This window comes from Exiguobacterium sp. UBA6282 (genome assembly GCF_002440475.1).
GTDB lineage: Bacteria > Bacillota > Bacilli > Exiguobacteriales > Exiguobacteriaceae > Exiguobacterium_A.
This window is the reverse complement of the sequence record NZ_DJUM01000028.1, coordinates 16,718-43,111: the sequence shown is the minus strand read 5'-3', so window position 1 is coordinate 43,111 and position 26,394 is coordinate 16,718. Positions and strand designations below refer to the sequence as shown.

Annotated in this window: 23 protein-coding genes and 4 riboswitches; of the genes, 8 read left to right on the top strand and 15 right to left on the bottom strand. The window is 46.6% G+C overall.

Annotation, left to right across the window (positions count from 1 at the left end; all coding sequences use genetic code 11):
* Positions 1–223: 223 nt before the first annotated feature.
* The 14 genes from B2751_RS08890 to mtnK all read right to left on the bottom strand — a co-directional run bounded on the left by B2751_RS08890 (position 224) and on the right by mtnK (position 18,856).
* Positions 224–1,135 carry a proline dehydrogenase family protein gene (locus B2751_RS08890; protein WP_290774332.1) on the bottom strand — a complete coding sequence of 304 codons (912 nt, stop codon included), beginning with the start codon at positions 1,133–1,135 and terminating at the stop codon, positions 224–226.
* Positions 1,136–1,219: 84 nt separating this feature from the next.
* Entirely contained in the window at positions 1,220–2,524 is a 1,305-nt protein-coding gene (locus tag B2751_RS08885; protein ID WP_035411623.1) for an NCS2 family permease, read from the bottom strand.
* Positions 2,525–2,659: 135 nt separating this feature from the next.
* Positions 2,660–2,761, bottom strand: a riboswitch (purine riboswitch).
* A gap of 183 nt (positions 2,762–2,944) precedes the next feature.
* The gene (locus tag B2751_RS08880; RefSeq protein WP_290774330.1) at positions 2,945–3,949 is read right to left on the bottom strand and encodes a DUF2382 domain-containing protein; all 1,005 of its coding nucleotides are present in this window, start codon (positions 3,947–3,949) and stop codon (positions 2,945–2,947) included.
* A 513-nt stretch (positions 3,950–4,462) separates the two neighbouring features.
* On the bottom strand, positions 4,463–5,014 hold the full coding sequence (locus B2751_RS08875) for a hypothetical protein (protein ID WP_290774328.1): 552 nt from the start codon (positions 5,012–5,014) through the stop codon (positions 4,463–4,465).
* Positions 5,015–5,292: 278 nt separating this feature from the next.
* Positions 5,293–6,393: a DUF4236 domain-containing protein gene (locus B2751_RS08870; protein WP_290774326.1), complete on the bottom strand. Its 1,101-nt coding sequence runs from the start codon at positions 6,391–6,393 to the stop codon at positions 5,293–5,295.
* 392 nt (positions 6,394–6,785) lie between these two features.
* On the bottom strand, positions 6,786–8,306 hold the full coding sequence (guaA, locus tag B2751_RS08865) for a glutamine-hydrolyzing GMP synthase (protein ID WP_051353615.1): 1,521 nt from the start codon (positions 8,304–8,306) through the stop codon (positions 6,786–6,788).
* A 129-nt stretch (positions 8,307–8,435) separates the two neighbouring features.
* Positions 8,436–8,537: riboswitch (purine riboswitch) on the bottom strand.
* 40 nt (positions 8,538–8,577) lie between these two features.
* The gene (locus B2751_RS08860; protein ID WP_290774324.1) at positions 8,578–10,650 is read right to left on the bottom strand and encodes a transglutaminaseTgpA domain-containing protein; all 2,073 of its coding nucleotides are present in this window, start codon (positions 10,648–10,650) and stop codon (positions 8,578–8,580) included.
* A complete protein-coding gene (locus B2751_RS08855) occupies positions 10,647–11,729 on the bottom strand; it encodes a DUF58 domain-containing protein (RefSeq protein WP_035410944.1) in 1,083 nt (360 codons plus the stop codon). The genes B2751_RS08860 and B2751_RS08855 overlap by 4 nt, the downstream gene beginning before the upstream one ends.
* The gene (locus tag B2751_RS08850) at positions 11,726–12,682 is read right to left on the bottom strand and encodes an AAA family ATPase (protein ID WP_035410946.1); all 957 of its coding nucleotides are present in this window, start codon (positions 12,680–12,682) and stop codon (positions 11,726–11,728) included. The genes B2751_RS08855 and B2751_RS08850 overlap by 4 nt, the downstream gene beginning before the upstream one ends.
* A gap of 364 nt (positions 12,683–13,046) precedes the next feature.
* Entirely contained in the window at positions 13,047–14,051 is a 1,005-nt protein-coding gene (locus B2751_RS08845; protein WP_056063700.1) for an ABC transporter permease, read from the bottom strand.
* The gene (locus B2751_RS08840) at positions 14,048–15,556 is read right to left on the bottom strand and encodes a sugar ABC transporter ATP-binding protein (RefSeq protein ID WP_290774322.1); all 1,509 of its coding nucleotides are present in this window, start codon (positions 15,554–15,556) and stop codon (positions 14,048–14,050) included. Before B2751_RS08840 ends, B2751_RS08845 begins: the two co-directional genes overlap by 4 nt.
* Complete coding sequence (locus tag B2751_RS08835) at positions 15,553–16,632, bottom strand: sugar ABC transporter substrate-binding protein (protein WP_290774320.1); 1,080 nt, start codon at positions 16,630–16,632, stop codon at positions 15,553–15,555. Before B2751_RS08835 ends, B2751_RS08840 begins: the two co-directional genes overlap by 4 nt.
* A gap of 11 nt (positions 16,633–16,643) precedes the next feature.
* A complete protein-coding gene (mtnA, locus tag B2751_RS08830; RefSeq protein ID WP_290774318.1) occupies positions 16,644–17,693 on the bottom strand; it encodes an S-methyl-5-thioribose-1-phosphate isomerase in 1,050 nt (349 codons plus the stop codon).
* Positions 17,690–18,856, bottom strand: a complete 1,167-nt coding sequence (gene mtnK, locus B2751_RS08825) for an S-methyl-5-thioribose kinase (RefSeq protein WP_056063714.1) — start codon at positions 18,854–18,856, stop codon at positions 17,690–17,692. Before mtnK ends, mtnA begins: the two co-directional genes overlap by 4 nt.
* A 77-nt stretch (positions 18,857–18,933) precedes the next feature.
* A riboswitch (SAM riboswitch) is annotated at positions 18,934–19,037 on the bottom strand.
* Between the two features lie 205 nt (positions 19,038–19,242).
* A riboswitch (SAM riboswitch) is annotated at positions 19,243–19,344 on the top strand.
* Positions 19,345–19,414: 70 nt separating this feature from the next.
* Here mtnK and B2751_RS08820 point away from each other — a divergent pair.
* The 6 genes from B2751_RS08820 to B2751_RS08795 all read left to right on the top strand — a co-directional run bounded on the left by B2751_RS08820 (position 19,415) and on the right by B2751_RS08795 (position 23,861).
* Entirely contained in the window at positions 19,415–20,605 is a 1,191-nt protein-coding gene (locus tag B2751_RS08820) for a 2,3-diketo-5-methylthiopentyl-1-phosphate enolase (RefSeq protein ID WP_290747914.1), read from the top strand.
* On the top strand, positions 20,602–21,261 hold the full coding sequence (locus tag B2751_RS08815) for a 2-hydroxy-3-keto-5-methylthiopentenyl-1-phosphate phosphatase (protein ID WP_290774315.1): 660 nt from the start codon (positions 20,602–20,604) through the stop codon (positions 21,259–21,261). The genes B2751_RS08820 and B2751_RS08815 overlap by 4 nt, the downstream gene beginning before the upstream one ends.
* Entirely contained in the window at positions 21,258–21,878 is a 621-nt protein-coding gene (locus B2751_RS08810; protein ID WP_290747921.1) for a methylthioribulose 1-phosphate dehydratase, read from the top strand. The genes B2751_RS08815 and B2751_RS08810 overlap by 4 nt, the downstream gene beginning before the upstream one ends.
* A gap of 16 nt (positions 21,879–21,894) precedes the next feature.
* Positions 21,895–22,431 carry a 1,2-dihydroxy-3-keto-5-methylthiopentene dioxygenase gene (locus tag B2751_RS08805; protein ID WP_035410968.1) on the top strand — a complete coding sequence of 179 codons (537 nt, stop codon included), beginning with the start codon at positions 21,895–21,897 and terminating at the stop codon, positions 22,429–22,431.
* A 125-nt stretch (positions 22,432–22,556) separates the two neighbouring features.
* Positions 22,557–23,045 carry an arsinothricin resistance N-acetyltransferase ArsN1 family A gene (locus tag B2751_RS08800; protein WP_056063724.1) on the top strand — a complete coding sequence of 163 codons (489 nt, stop codon included), beginning with the start codon at positions 22,557–22,559 and terminating at the stop codon, positions 23,043–23,045.
* Between the two features lie 60 nt (positions 23,046–23,105).
* Positions 23,106–23,861 (top strand): MBL fold metallo-hydrolase, encoded by a 756-nt coding sequence (locus B2751_RS08795; protein WP_056063727.1) that lies wholly within the window; start codon positions 23,106–23,108, stop codon positions 23,859–23,861.
* A gap of 48 nt (positions 23,862–23,909) precedes the next feature.
* On the opposite strand, the gene B2751_RS08790 is transcribed toward B2751_RS08795, so the two are convergent.
* Positions 23,910–24,548, bottom strand: a complete 639-nt coding sequence (locus B2751_RS08790; protein WP_035410976.1) for a pentapeptide repeat-containing protein — start codon at positions 24,546–24,548, stop codon at positions 23,910–23,912.
* A gap of 176 nt (positions 24,549–24,724) precedes the next feature.
* On the opposite strand from B2751_RS08790, the gene B2751_RS08785 reads away from it, so the two are divergent.
* Both B2751_RS08785 and B2751_RS08780 read left to right on the top strand, forming a co-directional pair.
* A complete protein-coding gene (locus B2751_RS08785) occupies positions 24,725–26,047 on the top strand; it encodes a DNA polymerase thumb domain-containing protein (protein ID WP_035410978.1) in 1,323 nt (440 codons plus the stop codon).
* Complete coding sequence (locus tag B2751_RS08780; protein WP_056063735.1) at positions 26,031–26,360, top strand: YolD-like family protein; 330 nt, start codon at positions 26,031–26,033, stop codon at positions 26,358–26,360. The genes B2751_RS08785 and B2751_RS08780 overlap by 17 nt, the downstream gene beginning before the upstream one ends.
* Positions 26,361–26,394: the final 34 nt, after the last annotated feature.

Genomic DNA, 26,394 nt, shown 5'->3' with positions numbered 1-26,394 from the left:
CGTTCAGTTTTCAAAGTTCGTCTGCCGCCTTAGCGACTTTAATAGATTAACAGGTTGTTTTGTTTATGTCAACCATGCTTTTTAAAAAACTTTTCAGCCCCAACGAACCGTTTATAAAAGGCGTCTCGCTGGAACATTTATTAATATAACAACAAAATTCGACAAACACAAGCATTATTTTAAAAAAACTTTGCAAAGAGTTTAAATCCTCTTCGCAAAGTCTTTACCTTCTTAACATGGCGCCTACTGTAAACGCGATATTCGCTGGGCGTTCTGCTAGCCGTCTCATCAAATACGTATACCAGTCCAAACCATGCGGAACGTAGATAACGACACGATAACCTTGTCGAACTAGCTCTTGTTGTCGTTTTGGTCGCATGCCTTGAAGCATTTGAAATTCAAACCGTGATGGATCAATTTGTTTCATTTGAGTAAAGTCAATGATTTGCTGAATAACTTGTTCATCATGTGTCGCGATTTGCGTGTAGTTGCCTTCTAACAAATTAATCTTCACTAATTGAAGGTACGTCTCATCGACGGTCTTTTTAGGTTGAATATAGGTTTCATCGTCTCCATCGTATGCGCCTTTGACGACACGTACTGCTGCCTGAAGACGTTCTAGATCAAAACGACTGCGGTATACATTTGCCTGTAATGCAATTCCGACGTTCGGATATCGTTCATGCACGCGTTCAAATATTTGCACAATCGACTCAACCATCGTTGCTTCTTCCATGTTGACTGTCACACGCATATTTCTCTGATCAGCAACCTCTGCAATACGACTCAACTGTTGATAGGCGATATCTGGATCAATCCTTAATCCGATTGAAGTAAGTTTTAAAGATACTTGTGCATCTAGATCATATACTTTGATTTGTCCGATGACTTTGATGCATTCATTCGCAATATCTACTGCGTCTTGTTCAGTCTCGATGAATTCGCCTAAACAATCTACTGTCGCCGCTCGTCCATCTTGATTGAACTGTTTGACTGTGTCGAGTGTCTCTTCCGCGCCCTGCCCTCCGACGAACAATGTTCCACCAAGTGGTAACCCGACTTTTCTCGCTAATTGAATAAGTAACTTATTCTCAGCCAAGTACTCGAATACAGGTCCAGTAATCTGCTGTAACATCTGAATCACCCTCTCTCTTCTCTCTTACCCTCTCCCTAACAAAAAAACGTCTTTCTTCTATATAGAAGAAAGACGCAGTTTGAATTAGTGCAACCAGATGAAGTAACCGAGGAATCCAAGTGATAATACGTACATGATTGGGTGTACGTCCTTTGCTCGTCCTTTTGCGATCATCGTGACCGGGTAGAAGAGGAAACCGAATGCAATCCCTGTTGCGATCGAATACGTTAATGGCATCATGATGACGGTCAAGAAAGCCGGAACCGCATACTCGAATTTTTTCCAATCGATTTGCAGCAATGAAGCTGCCATCAATACACCGACGATGATCAATGCGGGTGCTGTGACCGGCGCAGTGATGATCGCGAGTAACGGTGAGAAGAATAAAGCGAGACCGAAGAACAATGCTGTAACGATGGCTGTCATCCCTGAACGACCGCCTGCTGCGACTCCAGCACTGGATTCAACGTATGAAACCGTCGTCGATGTTCCGAGAATCGAACCGGCTACGGTTGCTGTTGAGTCAGCGATTAATGCGCGACCTGCGCGTGGTACTTTATTTTCTTTAATTAGACCCGCTTGGTTTGCTACCGCAACCAACGTGCCCGCTGTATCAAAGAAATCAACGAAGAAGAAAGTCAGGATGACGATCATCATTTGGACCGTGAAGATTTCATTAAAGTGAAGAAATGCCTGTCCGAAGGTCGGTGCAATACTTGGTGGTGCTGAAACGATTTCACCAAAACTAGTCGGAACTGGAATTAATCCGAAAATCATTCCGGCAATGGCTGTTATAATCATTCCGAAGAAAATCGCGCCTTTGACACCGCGTGTCATCAAGACAGCTGATACGACAAGACCGAATACTGCGAGAAGTGTTGTTCCCTTGCTTAGGTCACCGAGCGAAACAAGTGTTGCTTCGTTCGCGACAACTAAACCACCTGTTTTCAAGCCGATAAAGGCGATGAACAAACCGATACCTGCTGCGACTGCCATTTTCAACGGCTCTGGAATCGCATTGATGATCACTTCACGAATGCCTGAAGCCGTTAATACCATGAAGACGAGACCTGAGACGAGAACGCCCGAAAGTGCAGTTTGCCATGGAATACCCATTCCAATGACGACACTATATGCGAAGAAGGCGTTTAAACCCATACCCGGTGCAAGCGCAATTGGATAATTCGCAAATACTCCCATTGTGATGGAACCGATGATTGCGACGAGCGCTGTAGCACCAAATACCGCTCCCGCATCCATGCCTGCCTCTGCTAATGTGTTCGGGTTGACGAATAAGATGTACGCCATCGCGAAGAACGTCGTCATGCCGGCGATGAACTCTGTACGCATGTTCGTACCAAGCCCATTGAAATCAAAGAAACGCGCAATCGCATTTTCTTTTGCTTTCGGTTGGTGTGGCTGTTTCAATTGTGTGCTCATGATTGCCTTCCTTCCAAATAAGCCGTCTCCTTGAAAACGAAAAACGGCCCTTACCTAAGCGGTAAAAGCCGTTTCAATAAGCGCACGATGTTGCATGTGCGCCGTAGTAGGAACCTTTACGGTGTTCCTGTAGAGACTTCCGGGCCCTATCCCCAGAATTATACGGCATTATTTATGTTTTTTTAGTGGTATGAAAAATAAGAACAGACACATCGTAGCACGCTCAAATTCATGGGTCAACCATAAAAACGAAATTTAACCACTCATTTTATCCGAACGTTCGGTTTTGTAAGCGTTATTTTTGAGTTGTCTTTAATTTGCAGTAAAAAAGGAGATAGCTGATCGCTATCTCCCTCTTAGTTTGGTCCATTACAGTCGTTTATGATCGTCACGGTCTACGTCCGTTCTCGTATCCGTACCTTCATCAATATCTGCTTCCTCGCGTCGTACCGTTTCAGATACAGTTTCTGTATCTCGCACTTTACGTTTTCCAACAACAATTTCTTCAGAGACTACATCTTCTTTTGATACTACTACCTTTTCTTCTGAAAGCGGTACGTGAATGGAGTCGTTCTCATCTACAAAAGCATCTGTTCCCGACGCATTATGATCCACTTTACGCCGTTCCACATAAACTTCTTCCCTCTCTACCGGCACCTCGATCGATTGTTGATCTTCGACTACGTGTTTACTGACGTTTACTTCCCCTGTTTGCACTCTTTCTTTATCTACATTTAACCGTTCTTCATGCAGGCGAAGGCGTTCTTCTTCTGTATCACTGTTCGTTTCAGTAACGCCAGTCCGATCTGAACCAGACCGATCGACCCCTAGAGTATCGTCATAGTCTTGGCTTCGGTCTGCACTTAAAGTGTTGTCGTAGCCTTGGTCTCGATCTGTCCGGGAAAGAGAGCCGTTATCAGAGAGATGGTCGTTGTGATCCCGATTTGCTTCGACTCCCGTGCGATCATATTGATTATCGTTTACTCCAGAAGTTTGGTTGTAGCTTTGATTATGCTTTTCGTAAGAATCGCCATAGTCGCTGTCTACATATAAAACCAGCTTGCCGCTTTCTACCTGACGACGGTATTCTTCTGATTCATCATGCGATAAGCCCATTCCGCGGAATGCTTCCGTAGAAGAGTCGTCTGAAAAGGCAGCCATGAATTTCCCCATAAATCCTTGGTGCTCTTGTTCACCGGCAGTATCTACATTGACGTTTGTCTGATTCTCTACCATGGAGAAGGAATGTTTATCTTGAGCCACGACATACATATCTCTTTCGTCATATCCCTGCGCTTTCAATTCGTTTACTTTACTCAGTACTTCCGCTTGGGTATTAAATACTTGGATAAATGTATCTTCTTTTCTCGTCATGATCTCTTCCTCCTTTTTAATAAATGCCACGAAAAATAATAATTAGCTCTTGAAAATCAATCTTATATTCCAACAGTTTGAATTTCCCCTACTTTTTTTCTGATTAAACCTGATTTTTTTGTACATCTTTTTTAATTATTGAAGGCTTTTTGGAATGTATTGATCCTGTTTACTAGAGCATGTTCATTATTAAAATTTTTCCTGTTTAAAACGTTTTAGTCATGCTACGCAACAATAAAAGACCCTTACCTAAGAAGTAAAAGCCGTTTCAATAAAGGTACGATGTTGTATGTGCATATATGTGCATAGTAGTAGACATCATTACGTTGTTCCTGTAAAGCCTTCCAAATCCCAATCCCAGAATTATACGGCATTATTATTTAGTAGGATGAAAACTAAGGAAAGACACATCATAGAACGCTCAAATTTATGACTAAACCATAAAAACAAAGCTTAACTACTTACTTCATCCGAAGGTTCGGAATTAAAAGCTTTTTTGATGACTATTCGTTACTATTTCAAATCAAGTCCAATGTTAAACACCGTACTTTTAAAGTATTCAAATAATAGTCCCTCACCTTTAAATCGTTCTTCTAGAATCTGTTGTATATGTTGTGATTCATTTTCAAGTAGTATATGAGTATTAAGGAAAGATCCGAAATAAGAATATGTATAGATCGGTTCATCTGGACATAATTCATGAGCGTGTCGTAACATGGATATACCTTTTTCTTCCCACTCATCATCCTCTCCAAAATAATAAGGAGTCATCGAAATCATATAACCAAAACACCATAGAAAATCCTCATGGTTCATAAAATGACGTAAACCATCATGGGTAACTTCCTTTAGTAAAGATTCTAATTCCTTAATATCTATGTCGTTCTCTGTAATTCCTAATGGTCCATGTTCAAAGGTGACGTACCAACAAAAAAAGCCCAGTCGAATGACTGTTTTGAGATCATCAGGATGTTGTCTCCAAGATTTTAAAAGATATACTTTGGCTTCATTCCATTTCTCTTGTTTTTCTAGTCGATCGACTTCAGTCCATGTCCAATCTATCATGAGAGTGCGCCTCCTGTTTCTTTTAATGATGTATTCAAGAGTTGAAGAAACAGCTCCATACTATTGGTCACAAAAAAACTCACTCTCATTCATAAATCATCCGAATAAAAGAGAGTTTCATTTTAAAATCGAATTTTGAGATTAATTAACACAGCATTAGATAGTAAAATATAAGTAAAGTAAGTAGAAAAAAGACTAAAAGTAGTGAATCCCTTTTATTAAACTAGATGGTTACTCCTTTAATTAAGTGAGCAAAATCCGTCACAATTAGAAAGGAATTAAATGAATTTTAATTTATCTACAGGTAAAAATCCTTTTGTCTTCTTAAAATCCATGTTATGAACAAAGTTCATCATTGAATCTGAGCAGTCGATTGCTTCAAAATTAAGAGCATTGAGTGTTCCTCTAATAAATTTTACAGAAAGAATTGTAATTATTGATTCCTTACCTGTAGTTGTATCAAGTCGTTCATCCACGGCATGGACAACTATAGTTTCGAAAGGTAAAACAGCGAACATATCTCTAGCAATACGAATTGCACAACTGCAAACATAGTCTTGATAAATATCATAATACTTTGATTTAGTCATGTCTTTCACAGAAAGCTTACCAGTTTTAGTTAAAGATTTAACTTGTGTTGGTACTACATTTTTCGAATGGACGTTAAATTCCACCTCTAGTACCTCTGGGTCATCAATGAAGAATTCAAAACCACTACCAAATTCTAAAAGATCTTCCAAAGGTGAAAGTTCTTCAATAACATTAAGATAGGTTTCAACATCTTTATCTAATACTCTCTTAGCAATGTCTATAGTTCTTTGTAGCTCTTGAAATTCTTTGTGGTCTTCTTCTTTAGCGGCTTTTAACTCTTCACGTAGTTTTTGTTCAGCTTTATTACTAGATTTCATAATTTTTTGCAATAGACTAGGTTTAAAAGAATCTAGCTTATGCTGTGCTTCTATTTCATATCTACCCATTTGATTATTGTGATGCGGATGTTTAGAACGACTTATATCTAACCAGTCGAAAGTATCATCACATTCTTTATGAATTGAATGTATTAATTCGATTTTATTTTCATACATTTCTACCTCATATTTTGCTCTCTGTATTTCCTCTTGTTTTGCAATTTCTTTCTGTTGACGAATTAATTGCTGTCTATTATTCATCGCAGCACTTTTATACCTTCTTCCAGAGCTTGATGTACTGGTATAAGAAATACCTGTTCCAGGAATACTTGCAGTTGTTCTACGCTGTCCTCTTGAATTTACAGAATACCTTAACCCTTTAATGCCTCCACTGATTCCAATACTCTTATTCGAAACACTAACTCTTACACCAGGTGCAATCTTGAAACTCTTTCTAAATCCTAATCCCAATTCGACCCTCTCCTCACTATATTAAATATACATGTATTAATTATTAATGTAAATTTTATCCATTATCTATTTATTAAGTACTTTCCCTTTTCTACTTTTCCACGCTTAACTCATTCTGCATAAAATCTTCAAGCCTTACTAAACGCCAGATACATACCTCGATATACTTTGCTCTCCGTCCTTAAACTTTTTTATTCAGTTTAAAATCGTCTAACAGTTTCATAAATTTGACCACAAAAAAAGGCCCTCCCATTCACAAATCATGTGAATGGGAGGGAGCTTCATTTTGAAATCGAATTGTTGAAGGTGAAACAGACTTCCTTTCACCTGTCCCCTTTAAATCGTTGATACCACAAGCTTCATGAGACGAATCGTCTCAGTAAGCCCAGTACTTACTCCCACTCGATCGTTGACGGTGGTTTCGACGTCACATCGTACAGGACGCGGTTAACGTTCTGGACTTCGTTGACGATTCGAACCGAGATCTTCTCAAGCACGTCCCATGGGATCCGTGCCCAGTCTGAAGTCATCCCGTCAATTGACGTAACAGCGCGGATTCCGACAGCATAGTCGTATGTCCGCTCATCGCCCATGACACCAACCGAACGGATTGGAGGAAGGACTGTGAAGTACTGCCAGATTTCGCGCTCGAGTCCAGCTTTTTTAATCTCATCACGAAGAATGAAATCAGATTCGCGGACGATTTCGAGTTTCTCATCTGTGATTTCACCAAGGACACGAATCCCGAGACCTGGTCCTGGGAACGGCTGACGCCAGACGATTTCATCAGAAAGGCCAAGTTCTTTCCCAAGTTCACGGACTTCATCCTTGAACAACGTGTTGATCGGTTCGATCAATTCAAACTGCATGTCTTCCGGCAGTCCACCGACGTTGTGGTGTGATTTGATTGTTTGTGCCGTATCCGTACCACTCTCGATGATATCCGTATAGAGTGTACCTTGGGCAAGGAAGTCCATATCCGTCAGCTTCGAAGCTTCTTCGTCGAAGACGTAGACGAACTCGTTGCCGATGATTTTACGTTTCTGCTCTGGATCCGAGATACCACGGAGTTTGTCGAGGAAACGGTCCTGGGCATCAATCTTGATGACGTTCATGTGGAAGTGATCCGCGAATGTCTTCATGACGCTTTCCGCTTCTCCCTTACGCAGTAAACCGTGATCGACGAACATACATGTCAATTGATCACCGATTGCCTTGTGAATCAAAGCTGCGACGACAGACGAGTCGACACCACCTGAAAGAGCACAAAGAACTTTTTTATCGCCGACTTGTTCTTGGATCTTCGCTACTTCGATTTCGATGAAGTTCTCCATTGACCAGTCGCCTGCACATTTACAGACTTCAAAGAGGAAGTTCTTGAGCAATTCTTTTCCGAAGACCGTATGGTTTACTTCTGGGTGATACTGCACACCATACATTTTCAACTCTTCGTTCTTGATCGAAGCGATTGGACATGACACGTTCGTCCCATCAACGACGAATCCGTTAGGCACAGATGTGACGAGGTCACTGTGACTCATCCAGACCGTTTGTTCTAGCGGTAAGTTCGCATACATCGGTGACGGGTCTTGTAACGTCAATGTGGCTTTTCCATATTCACGATGTCCCGCACGTTCCACTGTTCCGCCGAAATGTTGTGACATGAGCTGCATGCCGTAACAGATTCCGAAGATTGGAATACCGAGGTCGAAGATTTCCGGGTCACACCGGTACGCATCCTCCGCGTAGACGCTACGTGGACCACCTGAGAAGATGATACCAGCAGGTGCGATTTCTTTTACTTCAGCTGCAGTGATTTTATGCGAATGCAATTCACTGTAGACACCAAGGTCCCGAATACGACGTGTGATCAATTGATTGTACTGTCCTCCAAAATCGAGGACGAGAATCATTTCCTGGTCCAAATGTGCTTCCAAATCTGTTCCCGCCTTTCTGATTTCATGCGTACCCTATGAAAAAAGCCCGCTCTTCGCCCATGGATAAAATGGAAAAAGAGCAGGCCGCTTCACAAAAAAATGTATACGAAGGGTCTGCTCCTTCATAGTCAGGTCGTTTAAGGTGACCCGGTAGAGACTCTCGCGCCATATTCGCGAGTATATACAAAGGAGATTGCATGTGTGTGATTTACGTTGTTCCCATTGTACCTGTATCGTTTCGTAAATATCAACCCTCTACATGACGAATGATATTTTCGAAATATTCACGTTTTTTATCAGCCGATAATGATTCTCCACCATAAACCATCCGCTCGTAAGCATCCGTCAACGGTCGCATCGCGTACGTCTCGTAGTACCCATCGACTTCGTGAGCAAGTTCCGCAAGCGTCCGACCATCTTGATAATGGAATCCTTTTTTATCAAGACGCCGCAAGAGATACCGATACATCCGTCGGAATCCTTCCGGTCGTTCAATCTGTCTCCGGAAGAAGAGAATCGCAAGCGTCCGAATAATCGGTTTTCTGAACAAGTAGAGGAACAAGAGAGCAAGTGCCGTCAGGAAGATTGGCCAAAATGGAATTGACTTCTGCTCCGTCTGTCCGGCGCTAGTCGTCTGTTCTTCATCGAGAAGATTTTCTTGAGGACGATTTGGCGTCGTTGTCTCCGTATTATCTTCTGTCTCACGTTGCGGGTTTGCTTGTTCCGTCTCGTTATTCGTTTCCCGATCGATCGTGTATTGTCCTGCTCCATCGAAACTGACTGTCGGTTCAAGCGGTACCCAGCCTGGTCCTTCAATGTAAACTTCGACCCACGAATGGGCATTTTTATTGCGTACTGTATAACTCGTCACGGCAGCTCCGATGACGTCGGATTCGCCCCCCGTGAATCCTTTCACCCAGCGTGCGGGTAACCCAGCTGCCCGAAGTAATACAGTGGCTGATGTCGAGAAGTTATCACAGTATCCGAGTTTCGTCTCGAACAGGAACTGATCGACGTAATCCTGATTTTCTTTCGGTACAGCAACATCTTCTGTATTGTATTCAAAGTTTTCTTCTTCGAAATAATTTTCAATCGCCCGTGCTTTGTCCCATGGTGTCTCCTCACCCTCGACGATTTGTTCCGCTAAATCACGAACTCGTTGCGGTAAACCTTCCGGCAGTTGGAGATACCGCTCCGTTTCATTCTCCGATAAATTGACGGGTTCATCTGTCTGGAGCTGTTCTTCCGTAAAGAGTGGGTACGAATAGTCGATTCGATAGTTCCGTTGACGATCCGCCTCGTCGAGATACGAAATTTTTTGATTCTCGGGGTCAACCAACACATTTTGTCGTTGTTGATTCACTTCGACCCGTACATTGTCACCATTATATGGCACGAATGGTAATTCACGCGCCATTTCAAATGTTGCTGTCTCTTCGCGGGTCTTGACCTCTGTACCGAAGGTCGAGAAAAAACCACGTCCATCGATTTCAGGGTTTGACTCCGACAAGATCCAACCTTTTCCGGTATAAATATCTTTTGTTTCAACGCGCCAGTAGCGGTTCCCTTCACTTTCGACTTGGAAGACTTCTCGGTCGTCCATCTGGAATGGTCCTCCAAGTTGCTCATCGTTGTTACCGTATCCGACCTTCTGAATCGCATTTGTCGGCTCTCCTTCCCCTTCAAGACCCGACGTCAAATCGTACCAACTGTCTTGCCATGTCGCATTGATGACAGGACTTTGGACAGCAGCGACGATGACAGCTCCCATAATGAATAATGCGCTCAGTGGGCGTACGTAGGAAGCACGCGGTCGTTCATTGACCTCCGTCGCATACAGCAATACCAAAGACAAGATGATCGGATAAAGAATGAACGTCTCTCCCGAGTAATCCGTCCAGGTATCGCAATAGGCGATGAACCCGATGACTCCGAAGGCAAGTCCGAAGACGAACCCACGATTCGGGAACGTCCGGCGCGCGAGATAAGCGATCAAGAAACTGATCAAACCAATCGACAGCGCAAAGGCTGGTCGTCCCGGTAATTCACCATTGATGACACTTCGAATATCCGAGCTGATTTCCGTAAAAATTCCCCACGGTGCAGAACCCGGTGTCAAAATCAAGTAGAACGACAATAGTAGCCCCGCGAGACTGCCAAGTAAGAAGTAACGTCGCGCGAGATGCGATAACAGTAAAGGCAGGAACAGCATCGGTAAGAAGGACCAAAGATGCTCGAATGTCGTCAGTTCGAGAAGTGGTGGCATGAAACAAGTCAAAAGGGCTGCTGCGATGGCGTTCCAGATTAATCGTCGTATCATCGCACTCCCCTCCGTTCTGGTGTATAGACATGAACGGTGGCTTCTTGATTAATCTTCGAAATCCATAGTTCATTATTTGATTCAAGATCCGGTGTGATAAAGAGGACATTCCCGCTCAATCGAAGCGCCTTAGACGAGTACTCCCATGACTCGATGAACGTCCGCGTCCGACTCGGTTGCGCCGTCATCAGGTAATGCGTCAGTTTTGCTCCTTCAAGTGGTAATGACAATGATTGAACAGCATGCCCGACGAGATGGATCCGGTAGCTCAGTCGTCGCTTGTTCAACTGATCCGTCGTTTCTGCGAGCATCGAGATGACACGTTCGAAGGCTTCACCCGCCTCCGTTCCCTCATCAAAAACGATCGTCGTCTCCCGTTCTTGCTCTCGTTCGAACGTCTTCGTCATCAACCCTTGGCGTTTCGCTGTCGCTTTCCAGTCAATCTGATTCATCCGATCCCCACTGACGTATTCCCGGACCCCGACGACGGTAAAGGACGACTGGCGAAGATCAAGTGACACCGGTGAGATCCCCCCATCGCCACGGTCTTCCTCATGGGGAAGCTGAACGGCAAGGCGCGCTGGTTCAATCGCAAGATACGTCTCGACCGGAAACATCCGCTTCCGCTTGAATAACCCGAATGGATCCGTGATTTCGACGATACAGCCTGGAATCTGATACACCCCTCGACGAATCGATGGTATCGTGTAATCGATTTGCTCCGTCTTCCGGTAATGGGCTCGGAGTGGACGGCTGATATCGAGTTTTTCTTCACTGAGTTCGTTCGGAATCACCTCCGTCACTTCGACGGCTCCGACGAGAAACGGAAAACGTCGACGAACCCGTAAGGAAACCGGGATATCGGTTCCAGCAACGAGCATCTTGTTCGATACTTCGCGCGTCGCAAGGGCCTGCGTGACGGGCCAAACGAGGAAGAGCGTCCAGTAGACGGTCAGACCAGCCATGACGTAAAACAGCAAGGAAGCGACATTTCCGCCATCAACGCGCGCATATGCCCATAAGGCTGCCGTCGTCAAAAGTAATACAGCGTAACGCCAACCAATTTGCCACTTCGTCATAGGGACTCCACGTCTTGTTGGATCGGTACAGCAACCTCTTTTTTGATCTGTTCTAAAATCCGTTCCGACGATTGACCGTGATAACGCGCATCCGCTGTCAAAATCAGGCGGTGTGACAGGACTGGAATCAAGAGATGTTTAACATCATCCGGCAAAACGAAACTGCGTCCTTCCATGTACGCCCACGCTTGCGCTACCTTCATCAAGGCAATCGAAGAACGAGGACTCGCGCCGAGGTAGAGTGACCCATTCGTCCGTGTCGCTTGAACGAGATGGACGATATATTTTTTGACAGGCTGTGAGACATGGACGTTCTTGACGTCTTCTTTCATCTGGAGCAATTGCTCGCGACCAATTACAGCTTCGAGTGTTTCGATTGGTTCATCCCGTTCAAAACGCGTGAGCAACTTCATTTCTTGCTGGAAATCAGGATAACCCATTTTGACTTTGACGAGAAAACGGTCGAGTTGTGCTTCTGGTAACGGATACGTTCCTTCATGTTCAATCGGGTTTTGTGTCGCCATGACGAAAAAGGGATTCGGAAGCGTATGAATCTCACCATCGACGGTGACGTTCGCTTCCGCCATTCCCTCAAGTAAGGCAGATTGAGTTTTTGGTGATGTTCGGTTGATCTCATCGGCTAAAACGATGTTTCCCATTAAAGGACCCGGTCTATATTCGAACTGGCTTGTTTTCTGATTATACATCGATACACCCGTCAAATCTGACGGAAGTAGGTCTGGCGTGAACTGAACACGTTTGAAGGTCAACCCGATCGATCGGCTGAACGCACGGACGAGCATCGTCTTCCCGACTCCCGGTACGTCTTCTAATAGAACGTGACCGCCCGCTAGTAATGCTGCCAATGATTGTGTGATGACATCTTCCTTACCGATGATGACTTTCTCTACGTTGTCGATAATCGCTTGAATCTCCTTAGTGTATGTTCGCATTGTCAGGCCCCTTGCTCTCATAGTAGTTGAATTTTCTGACTTTTTATATCATCTCATATTCCGCTATGCTTTTAAAGAAATACGAGCAGTTTCAAGCACGTGAAAAAGGGGGAACGCCGTAGCGTTTCCCCTTATTTGTTTCAGGAACGAACACATGCCGTAATCCGTTCTTGAACCGTGCAGTTGCACGTAAAACACGAATACATCCGTGTCAATGGACAACGTTCGTCAAGTCCGGTGATCCTCTTCTTTCAGAAGCGACATGCGATCGTTCCCTCTACATTGGTAATCATTCATGTGCATCACCATCCTTTCATATATTGAATATTACCGAATATGTTATAAATGAAACGTCGAATTTTAATTATTTTTTCCGATACCGCGCATAGGTCGTCGCGAGTGCGACCGCAAGGACCAGCCCTTTGATGATATTCAACGAATAGTATGGAACAGACAACATGACAAGACCATTTTCAAGAATCCCGACGAGACAAGCTCCGACGAGTGTGCCAAGGGCATTCGGTTTTCCTTGCCCTGCGAACGACGAGCCGATGAAGGCAGCTGCGACCGCTGGCATCAAGTAACCGGACCCGGCGTTGATTTGCGACGATCCGACTTGTGACGCAAGCAAAATCCCACCGATTGCAGCAAGTAACCCAGCAATCAGATATGCGAGTGCCCGGTAGCGGTTGACACGAATTCCCGTCAGTCGTGCGGCTTCTGGATTCCCACCGATGATATAGAGAAAACGACCGTGTCGCGTATGACTTAAAAAGACATGTGTCATAGCGACGACGACGAGCATGATGACGATGATCCAAGGCGCCTGGCTGATTTTCGCGAACGCCTCCGGAATTGTGCCGACTGTTGGTGTACCGTCTAAGCGCGGCATTCCGGCACTGATTGAACCACCACCGGTATACGTCATCGCGGCACCTTCGACGATGAACATCGTCGCAAGCGTCGCAAACAAATCCGGAATCTTAAACCAGACGATAAGTAAGATGTTCAACAAGGCGACACTTAAAGACAGAAGGAGTGCTAGACCAATCGAGACACCGAGTGGCAGACTGTACCAGACGAAGAATGAGACGACGAAGGAGCTTGCAAGTGTTGCAGTTGATCCTACGGATAAGTCAAATCCATTGATCGTCAATGAAACCGTCAAACCAATCGCGATGATCGTCACGATGGAGATACTTCGTAAAATATTGATCAAATTCGTCCCTTGTAGGAATGTTGGAGCCGTCGTCGCAAAAAACAGGACGAGGGCAAGGATCGCGAGGACGATCCCCCAGTCGTTCAAGAATCCAAGGACCGGACGTAAACCTTTCCCCCGATTCGTTTGTTTTGATACTACCTCATTCATCGTTGCCCTCCTCCTGTCGCATACCACAACAAGGTTTCTTCTGATGTATCCGCCGTCTTCGTTTCATGGACAATCCGTCCATCGAACATGACGTAGATTCGGTCCGTGACGGTCAAAAGTTCATCCCATTCACTCGTCGCGTAAAGGATCCCTTTTTGTTGTTGCGCGAGTTCGTCAATCAGACGATAGATATCTTGTTTAGCTCCGACATCGACACCTTTCGTCGGTTCATCTAAGACGAGGACAGAAACATCGGTCAGTAACCATTTTCCGATGGCGACTTTTTGTTGATTCCCACCGGATAGTTGACCTACTTCCTGTTTCACGTCTGCCACTTTGATGCCCAGCTCCTTGACCCATTTCGATGCCTGTTCGACTTCTTTACGACGATCCATCAGTCCCCAGCGGTTGACGAAATCATGAGCTGCCGCTGCTGTCAGGTTTTCTGCGACAGAATCGGCAACAAGAATTCCTTCTTTTCGCCGTTCTTCCGGAACGAGACCGATTCCCGCTTGAATCGCAGCTTGTGGATTGCAAAGGCGATGGGCTTTTCCACCTATACGAACCTCCCCTTCCTGAAACGGGCGATCACCGAATAATGCTTTGCATAATTCCGTTTTACCGGCACCGACAAGACCCGCGATACCAACGACTTCCCCTGCTTGAACCGTCAAGGAGATGTCGCGGACGTCCGCATTCGTGGCACTCTCGACCGTCAGTACGTTCGTCGCATTGATCCGTGACGTTTTCGCGACAGACGTAAGCTTACGCCCGAGCATCTGCTCAACGACAGCTTCCTTCGTGATGTCTGTCAAAAGATGTCGCGAGATGAGTTGACCGTCGCGCATGACCGAGATGGAGTCGCAAATGTCATACAATTCTTGTAGGCGGTGGGAAATGAAAATGATCCCAAGTCCCCGTTCCGCTAAACGACGCACGACTGAAAAGAGATGGCTTGTTTCCGCCTGACTGAGAGGTGCCGTCGGTTCATCCAAAATTAAAAAACGACGTTCCTGAACGAGGGCGCGTGCAATCAATACGAGTTGCTTTTCAGCAAGACGTAATTCTTCGACACGTGTCTTGACGGAAATATCCGCCTGTAATGTCGCTAACGCTTCTTTCGCACGCTGTATGTAACGGCGTTGGGATACCAAACCCGTCATTGTTCCGTCCGTCAACAGATCGAGACAGATATTCTCAGCAACCGTCAAATACGGGACAAGCGCCACATCAACCTCTTGTTGGACGAGATCGATCCCGATTCGTTTTGCATCACGCGGAGATTGAATTGACAGTTCTTTCCCGTCAAGACGGATGATTCCTTCATCCGCTGTTTCCGCTCCAGATAAGACTTTCATCAGCGTCGACTTACCGGCACCATTCGCACCGACAAGCGCATGAATTTCACCAGACTTCACCTCAAAGGAGACTTGCTTGAGTGCCTGGACTCCCGGAAACGCAAGTGAAATCCCGGTCATTTCCAGGTGATGATTGATAGACGTCATTGTTTTTTATGGACGTCACGCAACCGGTCCATCCACGGCTCATTGAATTTATCCGACGTACTCCAACCTTTGATGATCGTATCAAGATTATACATCGTTGTGTCCTGCTTCAATGCCTTCTGCTCAACGAGTTTCGCATCGAGATCAAAGCTATCTGGTGTCTTCTCTCCGGCGATTTTCTTAGCCAGTAGTCGCATGTCCGTTTGTCCAATCAGGAATGGATCCACCGCACTCGTCGAAACCCAGTTGCTGCCTTTCTCACGCATCAGGTTGATGTCCTGATTTGAGACATCGATCGAGATCAATGGGATTTCTTGACGTTTATTATCCTTGAGCGATTTGTAAGCGCCTTTTGCGACTTCGTCCCATGCTCCCCAAACGGCATCAACGCTTCCTTTCGGGTATTTCGCGAGAATGGCATTCATCTTTGTCGCGATATCCCCTTGGACATCTTGGAAGTTCGTCGGTCCAACCGTCTCAAGCGTTTTGATTTTGCCGTCTGCTTCGTACGTCTTATAGATTTCCTGACGACGATCGAGCGGGGCAAAACCTGGTCCGAACCAGAGTTTGATGACACGGACCGGCTTTTTGTCCGTCACCTTCGTCACTTCATCGAGTGATAGCTTCGCAAGTTGATGATCGTTTTGGAACGTTTCCGTCACGTCTTGTAGAGATGCCCCTTTTTTCTTCGTGACCGTATCGAACGTCACGACCTTCAGTCCTTTATCGACTGCTGGTTTGATCATGTCATAGGCATAGTCTTCCTTACCGTGCGAAATGATGAGCCCATCATACTCTTGCTGAATCGCCTGCGCGACCAGTTCCTTGAACTTGACATCGTTACCTTCCGAAATGAACGTGCTGACTTTAAAGCCGAGCGCTTCTCCTTCACTTCGTGCGCCATCAAGGAATTGCTTCGTATGGTCGTCCGATGCGAGGTTACGGATGACGGCGATCTTGACGTCCGATTGAACTCCTTTTGGTACATCCTTGACGACTTTCGTCGTCGCTTCTCCATTCGCACAAGCCGCTAGTAATAAGGCCGGTGCTAGGACGGCGTAAGCTAATTTTTTCATGAATTGTCTCCTTATCCGAGGGGTTGAAGCCCCGTTAATTTTTCAATCGTTTCTTCATTCGGTTGCGTGATAATACCAAGTTCGGTGATGATGCCCGTGATCAATGTGTGTGGTGTGACATCAAAAGCTGGGTTGAAGACAGCAACTCCTTCTGGTGCTGTCGCAACATCTTGGACAGTCGTCACTTCCTGCGGATCACGTTCTTCAATTTCGATCGCGTCTCCGGAAACAAGTGAGAAATCAAACGTCGAGAGCGGTGCTGCGACGTAAAACGGGATACCGAAAGCTTGAGCGAGTAATGCTAGTTGGAACGTTCCGATCTTATTCGCCGTATCTCCGTTGCGTGTAATCCGGTCCGCCCCGACGATGATTGCATCGATCTGTTTTTCTTTCAGCGTATGGGCGACCATGTTATCTGTAATTAGCGTGACATCGATGCCGGCACGTTGTAGCTCCCATGTCGTCAGTCGTGCTCCCTGCAGTAATGGTCGCGTCTCACTCGCAAAAACCGATAATTCAATGCCGCGTTCTTTTGCGATATAGAATGGCGCAAGTGCTGTTCCATAAGCAGCGGTCGCAATCGATCCAGCATTACAGATCGTTAGGATCCGGTCACCTGACTGGAACAATTCAAGTGCATGAATCCCGATTTGACGTGACGTCTGCGCATCCTGATCGTATAAGGCAATCGTCCGCTGCTCGAGCCGTTCGCGGATCTCTTCTACCGACGTCCCGTCTTGAATGATTGGATTCAATTGATCAAGGACATTTCGTAAGTTAACAGCCGTCGGTCGTGTCGCGAGTAACGTCGCTGATGTCTCAAGCAAAGTCTGCTTATAGATCGACAGTTCTGCTTCAAACCGGTACGCCTCTTGAACGAGTACGAATCCGCCAAATAAACTGATCGCAGGCGCCCCTCGGACGCGCAGTTGTTTAATCGCTTCGACCGCTTGTGCAAGATCGGTAATGACTTCATAGTGTTCTTCCTGCGGTAGACGTGTCTGATCGAGAATCGTCAAGACACGATCTTCATAACGAATACTTTGAACGAATGTACTCATCGGCTAAGTTCCTCCGTTACGTCGAAGTTTCGTAAATCATCAAATGTCCGGCATTCGGTCCGACGTTTGATTAACGCCGATCCTAAACGTAAAGCATGTTGTTTTCGTTCTAGTCGTTCCGTCATAGAACTAATCGTTTCTAAATCAGCGACTGGTGCGAGTCCGATCGTCCGACGAATCAGTTCGCAACCGGCAAAGCCAAGGGCATCCTGCAAGATCGTGCTCAGTACATCGTCGACGAGTCCCGATGTCCGGAATGGTTCGACGGCTTCGCGTTCCCATAAGGCGCGGAACGTCGAAGCGAACGTCAGCCAGAACGTATCGATGTCGCGAATCCGGGCATCACGAAGTGCTGAATAATCCGGGTATGCTGCAAAGAATAAGTGGGCGATGAACTGTCCGACATCAAATCCGAATGGACCATAAAAGGCGAATTCTGGATCGATGACTTTCGTTTCCGTTGCCGAAGCAAAGATGCTTCCTGTATGTAGATCGCCGTGTAGCAACGCATCTCCTTTCGTGATGAAAAGCGCTTCGAGTTTTGCGACTTCGCGTTTCAACTCATCGTCCGCCCATAGACGTGCCACCTCTTCTTCAAGCCCGGCTTCAATCTCGTTCGTCTCCGCGTCATGGAACGGATCCGTGAAGATTAATTTTTCCGTGATGTCGCACAAGTCCGGATTGTAGTACGTTCGGGCGACACGTTTTTTTTCAACCGGACCAAGCGCAAAGTCCGATGTATGGAATAAAGTCCGAGCGAGATAAGAACCAATATGTTCCGCAAGCAACGGATACTGTTCACCTGCGAGTAAACCGCTTCGAACGATTGTCAGATGTGAAAGATCTTCCATGACCGTATACGCCTCGTCGTGACTAGCATGAAAAACACGCGGTACGAACGGCACGGCATGCCGGGCGAATTCACGGAGTGCGGATTGCTCGATCCACGCCCGCTCGAGTGATAGTGGCCAGCTTTCACCGACGACTTTCGCGTACGGAAGTGCTTGTTTTAGAATCAATCGATGTTCACCTTCTCGAATTCGAAAGACAAGGTTGAGATTGCCGTCGCCAATCTCTTCTGCTTCGACGGCTCCGTCGCCGATCAGTCCTAGTGAGCGGACCCGTTCGATCGCGTCCTGTTCTGTAAATGCTTTGTATGTCATCTCAGTTCCCCCTGTGTGATACACGAAAAAGCGCCTCTTTTCGTCATCGAAAAGAGGCGCAGGAAAGTCACTGCGTCCTCTTATCTCTCAGACGAAACGTCTGTTGGATGTAGCACCGTGCCAAGTGGTCGGTTGCTGCGGCGTCATCGGGCCAATTCCCTCTGCCAACTCGCGATAAGAGTCGTATGTAGTTGTCGTGTGTGATATTGATTTGAATCTTACGCAATCCTCTTCCCTGCTGTCAAATCGAAATCAAGCAGAAACGGATATCGTTTTCGCTCCATATATAGAAAGAGTATTTTCAAAAAAATAAATTTTCTAAAAATAGTTTGACAAGTCGTGACTCTCATGTAAAAATTGCAATTAGATTTCACAATTTCATCCAATTCTTATCAAGAGCAGACGGAGGGACAAGCCCTACGATGTCGCAGCAACCGACCTTTTGGCACGGTGCTAATTCTTGCAGCTACTAAGCTGACAGATAAGAGTCCACGTTCGAATCATTCATGGTCTCTTGTCGCTGACAAGAGACCATTTTTTTATTGAAGGAGGAAAGACATGGCTTACATCACAGCTACTTATCAATTGACCGCCCGCGATCGACTGGAGCAACGCGCCGAACAACTCGCGCTTGGTCTGACGGTTGGTTCCTGGACGGAGCTGAATCATCTTGAGCAACAACAACTCGCCTCATTCAAAGGAGAAGTCGTACATACGGAAGAGCGCGACGGTAAAGGCTATATCACGATTCGTTACCCGGAACACAATGTATCGCGCGACTTTTCTGCGATCTTGACGACCGTCTTCGGGAAACTTTCACTCGACGGTGAAATCAAATTAACAGAACTGCTACTACCCGATACATTCACGTCGGATTTTCCAGGTGCGAAGTTCGGGATTGAAGGGGTTCGTTCCTTGATTGGTGTCGAAGATCGTCCACTGTTAATGAGCATCTTCAAAGGGGTCATCGGACGCGATTTATCGTTCCTTCGTGATCAACTCGAAGGACAACTTGCTGGTGGGATCGATCTCGTCAAGGACGATGAGATCCTATATGACAATCCGTTGACACCGACGATTGATCGGGCACGGATCGGACGTGAGGTTATCGATGCTCATTTCCACCGGACCGGTAAACGTGCGTTGTATGCGATCACACTTAGTGGTCCCGTCTTTACGCTCAAGGATCAAGCCAAACGATTGATTGACGCTGGAGCAACTGCTTTCTTGTTGAATACCTTCACATACGGACTCGACGTCTTACGTGAATTGGCAAGTGATCCGGAGATCAACGTTCCCATTTTCAATCATCCGGCTTACAGCGGTGCATTGATTGCTAGCCCGAACCACGGTGTTGCAGCGCCTGTCTTACTTGGCACATTACCGCGCGTTGCTGGTGCAGACTTAACACTATTCCCGTCACCTTACGGCAATGTCGCTCTTCCGAAGGACGTCGCCCGCGGCATCGCGGTCGAAGCGACTCGCCTCGGTCAGACGAAAGCGATTTTCCCTGTCCCTTCAGCCGGTATTCACCCAGGACTCGTTGCTCAACTCGTACGCGACTTCGGGATCGATTCCGTCATCAACGCTGGTGGTGGCGTACATGGTCATCCGCAAGGTGCTGCGGCTGGTGTTATCGCTTTTCGTCAAGCACTTGATGCGGCACTCGCAAATGAATCCCTATCGAATGCTGCGTCACGACATGAAGAATTACGAGTCGCGCTCGACGCTTGGGGGATCAAGTCATGACCTTACGAATTCTTTGTGACTTCGACGGTACCGTAACGATGCAGGATAACATCATTGCACTCATGGAGGTATTTGTGCCAGTGAATGACTTCGAACCGTTGAAACGTGGCGTGCTCGACCGGACGTTATCGATCCAAAGTGGTGTCGGGCAGATGTTCGCGCTTCTGCCGTCCGACGGTAAAGCGGACTATCTTGATTTCTTGATGGAGCGCGCCGTCATTCGCGAAGGATTTTCGGAGTTGCTTCAGTACAGTCGTCGTCAAGGAATCCATTTTTCGATTGTTAGCGGTGGAATGGACTTTTTCGTCGAACCGATCTTAGCACCGTTCCTCGAGCAAGAGCAGATTTACTGTAACATTGCCGATTTCAGTGGTCCATTCGTCCACATCGATTGGCCACACGCCTGCGATGCCCATTGCACGAATGGATGCGGCTGTTGTAAAACATCCGTTGCCCGTACATTATGCAAAGACGATGACGTCATCATCGTCATCGGTGACTCAGTGACGGACTTCGAACTCGCAAAACAAGCGGATCGTGTCTATGCCCGTGATTATCTGATCACGTTGTGTGAAGAAAATGATATCGCCTATACACCTTTTGAGACGTTCCACGATATCGTTCATGATTTAGCACGATCGGAGGTGACGATATGACATTCATGCGACGGTATGAAGAACTACGCGCCATCAAACAAGAACTTGCAGCGCGCGATTGGTTCCCTGGTACGAGTGGTAACCTCGCCATTCGGACGTCCGGTATTCCGATTGAATTTCTTGTGACGGCAAGTGGGAAAGATAAGCGGCAGACGACTCCTGACGACTTCGTTCATGTCGATGCGACCGGTCAATTGATCGGCGAGCAATCCGGGCGCCCTTCTGCTGAGACATTGCTCCATGTCGAAGTGTTCAACCGAACGAACGCCGGATGTTCCCTGCATGTCCATACGATTGCGAACAATGTGATTTCGGAGTTATATGGCGATCAGGGAAGTATCACCTTCTCCGGTCAAGAAATCATCAAGGCACTCGGTCACTGGGAAGAAGATGCGACGGTCACGGTGCCGATCATTCCGAATCACGCGGACATCCCGACACTCGCTGCTGCTTTTGCGCCATATGTCACAGCGGACAGCGGTGCCGTCCTGATTCGCAATCACGGAATCACGGTCTGGGCACCGACCGCCTTTGAAGCAAAGAAACACCTCGAAGCCTTCGAGTTTTTATTCAACTATACGTTGACGTTGCAATCATGCCGTCAATCTATCTATTAAAAGGAGGAATCATCTCATGGCAACAGTCTTATTCCAAGAAACAAACACACGGTATACGGATCAAACGGAAGTCGCTGACTTCCTCGCATCGCGCGGCGTTCTTTACGAACAATGGGACGTCTCAAAACTACCAGCACCTCTCGTCGAGAACTTCACACTGACGGATGCCGACAAACAAACGATTCTCGATACGTTCGCTCCAGAAATCAAAGACGTATCAGAACGTCGTGGATATCAGACAGCTGATATCATTTCACTTTCGGATACGACACCGAACCTTGACGAGTTGCTCGTCAACTTCCAGAAAGAACATCATCACACGGATGATGAAGTCCGTTTCATCGTAAGCGGTCACGGCGTCTTCGCGATCAAAGACGAAGAAGTCGGCTACTATAACATCGAACTCAATCCTGGTGATTTGATTTCTGTTCCTGTCAATACACGCCACTACTTTACGCTCCAAGAGGATCGGAAAGTCGTCGCTGTTCGAATTTTCGTCACGACGGATGGCTGGGTTCCAATTTACGAGAACGAGACATCCACGGTCTCTTAAGAACGACAAAAGCGTTGATTTCTTCTATATAAGGAGAATCGGCGCTTTTTCTTATCTCACAAACATATCACTACATCGACACGTAACAGATATAATGAGGGAAAAGCGATTGGGGAGTGAGCAACATGCATATTCGTCCTGTAACGGAACATGATTTACCCGCCGTTCTATCCATTTATAATGAAGGCATCGAAGACCGAATCGCAACGCTTGAGACGGATCGAAAAGATTTATCGTTCATGACCCAGTGGTATGCAGAGCGTACGCATCGCTACGCTGGATATGTCGCAGAAGATGAGACAGGTGTCCTCGGCTTCATTTCTCTTGATCCGTATAACCCGCGTCCTGTCTATGCGACAGTTGGTGAGATTTCCGTCTACATTACTCGAACACATCGCGGACAAGGGATCGGGACACAGTTGTTAGAAACTGCCGAACAACATGCGCGCGATCATCAGATGCATAAGCTGATTCTCTTTACCTTCCCGTTCAATAAAATCGGACAAAAGCTCTACATCCGTTCCGGATTCCGGATTGTTGGGACATTTAAGGAACAAGGTCGCTTGAACGGCGAATACGTCGACGTCATGGCGATGGAGAAACGCTTACGATAGGATTCATTGAATGCCAGACGGGGAATAATCAATCCGAGTCATTGAGAGAGGATGAACCTAATGGATATTCAACAAATTCGTAATGCGACGCTTGTCGTCACGTATGCCAATCAAGTTTTACTGATTGATCCGTTTCTCGGCGAAAAAGGCAGTTTACCTCCTTTCGGTCAAACGCCGAATGCCGTCGCCAATCCACTCGTCGACTTACCGGTCGATGTTAAGACACTGCTCGATCCTGACGCTGTCTTCGTCACGCATCTGCACGCGGATCATTTCGATGATGCTGCAAAACAATTTCTACCCAAGCATTTGCCATTCTATGCGCAGCAAGAAGAAGACGCACGGCAAATCCGAGAAGCCGGCTTCACGAACGTCTCTTCCTTCGATTCCGGTGTGACGATCGGTGATATCCAGGTCCATCGAACAGGTGGACAGCATGGTGTCGGTGAAATCGGTGAACGAATGGGACATGTCTCCGGACTTGTCCTCACGCATCCGGACGAACCGACGCTTTATATCGCAGGTGATACGATCTGGTGTGACGAGGTCGCGCATGCGATTGAACAACATACACCAGATATCATCGTCGTCAACAGTGGGGCTGCCCAGTTCCTGACGGGAGAACCGATCACGATGTCGCAGCGTGATCTCCTTGCCGTACACGAAGCAGCAGCGGAAGCAACGATCATCGTCTCGCACCTCGAGTCCGTCAATCACTGTCTCCTGCGGCGCGACATGATTGCTGACTTTTTAGCTGCCTTCCACCTCTCTGCCCATTTCCTCATTCCGGAAGATGGCGAAACGATGTCATTTTAAGAACACATCAAAAGTCTCTTTTCGAAATTCATCGAAAAGAGACTTTTTTCATGGAATGACCAATCCTAATAATCGAGCGAAGGCGACTGCTTGTTCTTCCGTAATGACTGCGCCCGGTAAAAATCGCGGATCGATTGTGATACCAGAGAGTTCCGTCTGCCGGAGATCAAGACCTTTTAATGGTGTTTCAATCCATTGGCTATCAGTAAGCCGGACCGCTTCGAGTTTCCAATGGGTCGGTTTCACTTCGAAGAACTGTGCTTCTTTCATCGTCGTTTCACTCCAATGCTGATGACGGACAGTACTACGAATGAACTGGGCATAGTCTGCGAGTCCTTCTTCGATCGTCAGATGATCAAGCGTACAATCTTCAAACTGAACACCCGTCATCCGGCATCCGACGAAAGACACGCGGTGAAAACGGGTTTCTTGGAAGTGACATCCTGTTAAGTCACATTGCTCGAAACGAATATCTTCGAACGAACCGCGGTCAAAGGTGAGGTTCGCGAACGAGACATTTTGAAAACATACTTGATAGGCATCGATACGCTCCGTCAGTTCGACAGGCATCGACTCCTTTTCATAACGTGCTCCTTTCAGATATGGATCGTCGATTTCGACTTGATCGAACGTCTCTGCTTGAAGCGTTTTCGGTAATTCTGGTAAACGGATAACGATCTCTTTCATAGAAATTCCCCCTTTTTCTCTCCTTTAGTGTATCAAACTCCTTTTGCATAAGGGTCAATCGTTCGAATTCCCTCTTTTTTCAACAGTTTTTTATTTTGAGACACTTTGAGACCATGCTATAGTCAAAGAAAATCAAAATAAGAACATATGTTCTTTTATGTAAAGGAGTGATTCAAATGTTTCCTTCCGTCGTTTTACCACAGAATAAACGTATTTTTTGTGTTGACAGTGTTTCCTTCTACGCCAGCTGTGAATGCCAGTATCGCAATCTCCCTCCCTTAACGACACGTCTTGCGGTCGTCTCCGATTTAAAACGAAGCGGATCCGTCATTCTCGCCGCTACTCCCGCCCTAAAAGCGCTTGGAATCAAGACAGCCGGTCGACTGTACGAAATCGAGCAATTACCCTACGCCATTCGTCGTACGATTCAACTCGTCGAACCGCGCATGCTCGCTTATATGAAAACGTCGATTCGTGTTTTAGATGTCCTGCATCAATTTGCCCCACCTGAAGCGATTCGTGTCTATTCGATTGACGAAAGTTTCATTGACATGACTGGAACCGATCGCCTGTTTGGTTCCGATCTGCAAGCTGCCAAAAAGATTCAAGAAGCGATTCTGAAGCAGACCGGCATTCACGTCCGCATCGGGATTGGTCCAAATAACGTCATCGCGAAACTGACGCTTGACTTAATCGGGAAAAAAGAAGGCATCGCACAATGTGGATACGCTGATGTCGCACGACGTCTCCATGATTTTCCGATTCGGAAGATGTGGGGAGTCGGACACCGCATGGAACAACATCTGCAGATGATGGGGATTGAAACGATTGGTGACCTTGCCATGCGCCCAGTCGAAGAGTTACATGAACGCTTCGGTGTCATCGGCGCCGAACTATGGCACCACGCTTGGGGTCTTGACGCGTCACCGACACTGCTTGCCCCTCGCCATTTGTTCGAGAAAGCCCCTCAACGGACGATTGGACACGGTGTGACCTTGATGCAGGACTATTATCAATTCGAACGTATCCGGAATGTGCTCAACGAACTCGTGCAGGATGTTGCGGCACGTTGCCGCTTTTCGAATCAAGTTGGTTGGACTGTTCATATCGGTGTCCGCTATTCTCGAAACGTCGTCCGAAGTGGCTTCTCGCGTCAAGTCCGGTTGCCTTATCCGACATCCGATGAGCGAATCATTCTGCGTCATGTCTTACAATTATTCGAACCGAATTGGCTTGACGGGGAACCCGTTCGTTTTTTATCTGTCGCAGTGGGACATCTAACTGCCGATCAAGGCACCTTACAGTTATCCTTGTTCGAGGATAATACGCGACTCTGGAAGCGGCGGCGGTTATTAAAAGCAATGGACATCGTTAACCTCCGCTACGGGAAAGGAACGATTCGTCTCGCTGTCTCGTTTCTCGATACGAGCGTCGCCAAACGGCGGCTTCGTTTCGTTGGCGGTCATCCAGGAGGTGATCTTCATGACAGCGTATCGTGATCGAGGGAATTTAAAGTGGATCCCTTTTCTCATGCCGGAGCACTTGCAATTGCTCCGGGAGTATTATGTCCAAATGCATCAGCTCGACTTGCCTGAAATCGATGAACAACTGCAAGAATCGTGGCACTTTTTACTTCAAGAGGCTTTAATAGAAGGAAACGAACTCGAAATCACGTATTATAAGGAAAGTAGCTACGTGACGGTCGTCGGTTTTGTTGAACGGCTAGAGCCTGAACGTTCTGTTCTCTTTCTGCGTGGTCGTGTTGCAGTAGAAATCTCCTTCACACGAATCGTTCGGATCGAAAACGGGTAAGCTTTCATACAGATAGCCGCTTCAAATCGTGCCC